The 5601-nt window shown below is 71.0% G+C and carries 3 protein-coding genes; all 3 read right to left on the reverse strand.

Going from position 1 to position 5601, the window contains the following annotated elements:
• Positions 1–68: 68 nt before the first annotated feature.
• Positions 69–356, reverse strand: a complete 288-nt coding sequence (locus JWR86_RS13540) for a hypothetical protein (RefSeq protein WP_299566494.1) — start codon at positions 354–356, stop codon at positions 69–71.
• 5 nt (positions 357–361) lie between these two features.
• Positions 362–3892 (reverse strand): acyltransferase domain-containing protein, encoded by a 3531-nt coding sequence (locus JWR86_RS13545; protein ID WP_299566497.1) that lies wholly within the window; start codon positions 3890–3892, stop codon positions 362–364.
• A 3-nt stretch (positions 3893–3895) separates the two neighbouring features.
• Positions 3896–5601: SDR family NAD(P)-dependent oxidoreductase (locus tag JWR86_RS13550; RefSeq protein ID WP_299566499.1), on the reverse strand; the 1706-nt coding region annotated here is incomplete at its 5' end.

A 5601-nucleotide genomic window follows, 5' to 3' on the forward strand; every position in this document is an offset into this window, starting at 1 on the left:
GATGTCGGGGCCGCTGCCCTTCTGCTGATAGTGGAAGCGCAGGCCGTTCAGGTCGAGCATCGGCACGGCTAGATCTCCGCTTCCGAGTGGGACATCTGCTCGTGCAGGAATGCGACGAGGTCGCCGACCGCGATGTCGCGCACGCCTCTGCGGCGCAGGTCGGCCAGAAACTCGCCGAACGCGAACCGCCGCCCGTGGCGCGTCTCCAACGTCTCGGCCAGGATCACGGCGTCGATCGACACCATGCCGAGGTCGGCGAAGAACAGGGTCTTCGGACCGATCTCCTCGGAATATTCCTTGCCGTTGAAGTCGCGCAGGAGTTCGCGCAGGTCCTGCAGGACGGCGTCGGCACCCATCGGCTTCATGCTGCAGGCCTTTCGCTGAGGCAGACGGCGACGATGAGATCGCCCTGACGGGCGGTATGGGCGACGAGCTCGTCGGGGCGTGGGGCCGGCTCGCGCCCGGCCCATGCGGGACCGGGCCCGGCGGTCACCAGTCCGGTCTGCCAGTCAACGGCCCGCACCTCGATGCCCTCCGGCCCGCCATCCGGGCCGCCCCGCAGCGCTGTCCCGATCGCCGATTTGGCCGCTGAGAGGCGCGCCACCCACTCTTCAGGGTCATCCGGACAGGTGCCGAGCAGAGCGCGTTCGGCCTCCGTCAGGCCGGAGCTGGCGAGATCGGGGTCCGGCGGGCCGATGCGTTCGAGCGCGGCGCCGACCTGGGCGCCGAAGGCGGCGACGCTCACGAACACGTCTTCCACCCGCGTCACCGCCACGTTCGGAAAGGGAGCTTCGGCCTTGCCGCGCGGATGGGCCACCAAGGGCCCGCCTTCGTCGCCCGTGATGATGATGTCGGTCGGAAACAGGCGTTCGCCGTGATGCGCGTGCCAGAGGTGGCGGACGGCGTCCTTGGCGGCCAGCCGGCCGAACAGCCACGAGGTCTCGCGCGGCTCGTCGCCGCCCAGCGCCCGGTATTGCACCATCTCGCCGGGTGACAGGGTGACCTTCGAGGTCACGATCCGCATCTGCTTCTGCTTCTGGTCCGGCGGCGTATCCAGGCGGATGCAGCAGGCCGAGACGGCCGAGTTCGCGAGCCCGACATCCCACGGTTTGCTGATGAAGTACTCGTCCTTGGGGCCGAAGAAATTGACCTCGGCAAAGGGCACATAGAAGCGCCAGAAGGTCAGGTTCGACATGCGCGACCACAGCCGGCCGTCCGGCCCGCTCAGGTCCACGGAGTGGGAGAAGTGCCGGTAGCTGCCGCCATGGGCAAAGCAGCGGCTGGTGAGCCGTGTGCCGGGCGCGAGCTGGGGGCCGAACAGCTCGATCTTCTTCAGCTCGACCGGCAGCAGGACGCGGCCGGACTGGTCCTCGAATTCCAGGTGCCAGGCGCTGATCGGGTGCATGCCGACATCCAGCGTCACCGGGTCCATGGCGAAGCGCGGCGCCGGCTGCGAGCGGAGCAGCCGGTCCCGGGGCAGGATCTCGATCTCCCCCTCCAGCCCCTCGTTGCCGCTGCGGCCGCAGGAGCGCGTGCCCTGCAGCAGCGGGCCGTGGAAGAGGTTGCGGTACAGCACCTCCACCGGGATGGTGCAGGCATGTTCATCCGTGAGCGGGAACTCCCCCGCGGGCGGGGGAGGCGGATATTCGGCCGCGAGCAGGACCACGCCCTGTCCGGCCGGGGAGCGGCCGAGGGCCGTGTTGGCCGCGCCCCCGACGACATGGATTTCGAGCGCCACCTGAAAGGCTGCGCCCGGGTCGGCGGGGGGGTCTGCGAGGAGCCGCGCGCTCGCCTCGATGGAGGCGATCTCGTCGGCATCGAAGGCCAGCCAGTGAAACAATCGGACGTTCTCGATGCCGATCGCCTTGAAGCCCGGAACCAGGCAGGCGGCGAGTTCCGCCATGATTTCCAGGCTGAAGGTCATGGGCATGACGGCCAGGCCGTGCTGATCCGGATCGACCTTGCTGACCGCGTGCCCGCCGACCGTGTGATGTGAGGCGAACAGGTCCTCGGCGAGGTCGAGCGGCCGCCGCACGGCGATCTCCCGTCCGGGCTCGAAGGACAGGAGGCGGGAGGTGGCCAGAAGCGGAAGGTCTCCCAAGGGCGGCGGCGCCGTGCGTTGGGCGAGCGCCACGGGGATCGGGTCCGGAACGGCGGTTGGCCAGGGGAGCGGCGCGGGTCCCGGCGGAAAGGCGGCTGCCCGCGCCGGGGCCTCGCCTCGGGCGGAGCCTCGCCGCCGGTTCAGATAGGCCCCCATCACATCGACCTGGCTGTCCAGGAACTGCTCCATCAGGGCGAGATGCTGGGCCACCACCTCCGCGCGGTGCGGCCGTGCCGCGGGGGGCAGCACCGTGAGCGGGCCGGCCGGGGAGACCTCCTGCTCCGCTGCCGCGGCGTCGGCGGGCGCCGCCGCCTCCTCCTCGGGGGCGCGGTCCCAGGCCACGTGCTGCGGCGAACGCCGCCCGTACAGGTGCTCGAGCTTCAGCGGCGCCCCATGCGACGCGAGCTGCCCCGCCAAGTGATTGAGCTGGGTCACGCCGGAGCGGGTCGGCAGGTTGGACGGAATGGCTGCGAAGCGCTCGTTGCGCAGGATGTCCTCGACAAAGGAGGTCAGGTTGCCGCGCGGCCCGCATTCCACGAACAGGCGCACGCCGTCGGCGTGCATGTTGCGGATCAGGGAGGTGAATTCGACCGGTCGCGCCAGGTTCAGCAGCGCCTGGTCGCGGATCTCCGCCGGATCGTCCGGAAACGGCCGTCCCGTGGAAAAGGAATAGATCGCGGCGCTGCGGGGCCGGCGGAACGGGATGCCGTCGAACAGCTCACGGAACGGCCCGAGATACGGCTCGAACATCGGCGTGTGATAGGGGACGTCGAAGGGCAGGCGCTCGCAGATGAAGCCCCTCGCCTTGAGCTCGGCCTGAACCGGCTCCATCAGATGCAGCGGCCCGACCGCGATGGTCTGGTGCGGGCAATTGTCCATGGCGAGGAACACGCCGCCGCCAATGGCGTCCTGGACGACCTGCTCGACGGCCGGGCGGCCGGCGCCGACCGCCAGCAGCATCGACGGGGTGATGGCCCCCGCAGCCTCCCAGGACGCGAGCTGGTTCAGCACCGCGCCGACCTGGACCAACTGCTCCTCGCTGCCCTCGATGGCTCCGCAGGCCTGCAAGGCGGCGATCTCGCCGAGACTGTGCCCGGCCATGGCGGCCGGTGTGAGACCGAGCGCGGTGAGCAGGGCGAACATGGCCCAGTCCGCCAGGAGAACGCCGGATGCGATGGCATCGAGCTGCACCAGCGCCTGCTCGGCCTCCTGGCGCTCCTGGGCCGAGCCGGCGGGGTCGAAGCGGAACAGCCGGGCGAAGCGCTGGCCGGCCGCCGGCGAGGCGTTCCAGGCCAAGTGCTCGGCCTTCGCGAAGGCGTCGCCCACCTCGGGGAAGTGCGGACACAGGTCCGCCAGCATGTTCAGGTATTCGCCGCCCTCGCCGGGAAACAGCAGCGCCAGGCTGCCCTCCGGGTGAAGCGGGCGGTCGACATAGTAGATCCCCGCCGCGTCCTTGATCTGCGTCCGTTCCGGGTCCGCGAGCCGGCCGGCAGCGCTGGCAAGGCGGGCCTGCAACTGCTCGGCCGAACCGGCCACGAGGGCCAGGCAGGCGCTGCCCGGGCCGGCCGGGGCTGTGTTCAGCGTGAAGGCGAGGTCCTTCAGGTTCACGCCGGGGTCTGTCTGCAGGAAGTCCTGCAGGCGCCGCACCGCGTCGATCAGCGCGCGCCGGTCCGGGCCGCGGAGGAGAAACAGCTCGCTGTCCCAGGGCGGCGCCTCGCGGCGGGCGGCCACGAAGGAGGTCGCAGCCGCGTCCGGCCCGGCCTCGGGGCGCTCCTCATCGCGCTCGAGCATGCCTCACGCCAGCCCTTCGAGGCGGCTCTCGCTCGTGATGGCCGGAACTCTGGCCTTGCGGACCGCCCGCACCGGCCGCCCGGCTTCTTCCGTCGCGCCCGCGATGATCACCTCGGTTTCGCCCTTCCGGCCGTGCAGGAGCTCGTTGATGAACATGGCCGGCCCGTCCTCGGGCGCGATCAGCGTGAAGCCGCGGCTGATCATGTAGGCCTCCATGTCGGCGCTCATGCCGACCTGAGACCACGGCCCCCAGTCGATCGCGACCACGCGGCAGGGCCAGGTGCGGTCGAGCTCCAGCGCGGTCTTGCTGAGGATCTCGTTGGCGGCCGCGTAATCCGTCTGGCCCTTGTTGCCGTAGCGGCTGGTCGTGGAGGCGAAGAAGACGCAAAACTTCAGACGCTCCGGCACCAGGAGGTCGCGCAGGATCAGCACGCTTTCGGCCTTGGTCCGGAACACGCGGTCGAAGGATTCCGGCGTCTTGTCCCGGATCAGCCTGTCTTCCATGATCCCGGCCGCGTGAATGACCGCATCGACCCCGCCGTGGCGCTCCTCGATCTCGGCAAAGAGCCGCGTCATGCCGGGCCGATCGCGCGAGTCGATCCGGTGATACTCGCAGCGGCCACCGGCCGCGGCGATCGCCTGCAGGTTGGCCCGCATCTCCCGGTCCATGGTGACGCGGCTGAACTCCGCCTCCACGGCCGCGAGGCTGACCGGCTGACCGTCCCTCTGCCGTCTGGCGATGAGGCAGGCCTTGATCTCGGCCGCACTCCGGGCAGCGGCGAGGTCCGGGTCCTCGCTCTCCCCCGGCTCGGCCGAGCGCCCGGTGATGATCAGGGTGGCCTGGTAGCGCCGGGCCAGCTCGACGGCGATGGTGCCGGTGATGCCGCGAGCCCCGCCGGTGATCAGCACCGTCGCGCCCTCGTCCAGCAGCGGCGCCGCCTCCGGCCCCTTGGGCAGGGCCTGGAACACCGGCTCCCAGGTGACGCGGCGGGGGCCGAGGTAGCCGACCTCGGTCGCGCCGTCCGGGATGCTCACCTCCGCGAGCAGCCGCTCGACCAGAGCCGGGACCGAGTCCTCGGTGTTCAGGTCGACCGTGCGGACGAGTACGTCGGGCCATTCCAGGGCCAGCGACTTGGTCAGGCCGCCGACGCCGCCCTGACCCGCGAAGTAATGGTCTGGCAGCGGCCGCTCGCCGAAGCCCATGGCTCCGCCGAGATTGGTGGCCGTGAGGCAGATAGCATCTCCCTCCTCGCTGGCCTCCTGCAGGTCCGAGTCGAGCCCGCGGGCCAGCAGGTAGAGCGACTTCACCTCGCGCTCCATCCGGACCATCGGGTCTTCGCCGGCCGGCGCCTCCGCCAGCGGCAGGAGATGCACAAGGCCGCCGATGCGGCCGTATTCCGCCCGGAGGGTGGCGAGCAGGTCGGCCACGGCGTCGGGTGAGGTCAGGTCCGCGCAGAACGCGGCGTCCACCTCGTCGCGGCTCGCCCCCGCATGGGCCACGAGTGCCGTGCGCTGGCCGAAATCGGCGAGACGGTCGGCCATCTCCTGGGCGATCCCCCGGCCGTCGTCGGTGACGACGAGCAGCCCCGGCACCAGCGGAATGCGAGCCGCGGAGGTCGGGGTGGCGTCCACCAGGGTGACCAGGCCGCGCTTGACCTCGGTCGAGGCCTTGTGCGCTGCGCCGTTGGCGCCATTGCCCCGGCCGGGCT

The organism is Enterovirga sp., assembly GCF_028290205.1.
Classification (GTDB): domain Bacteria; phylum Pseudomonadota; class Alphaproteobacteria; order Rhizobiales; family Beijerinckiaceae; genus Enterovirga.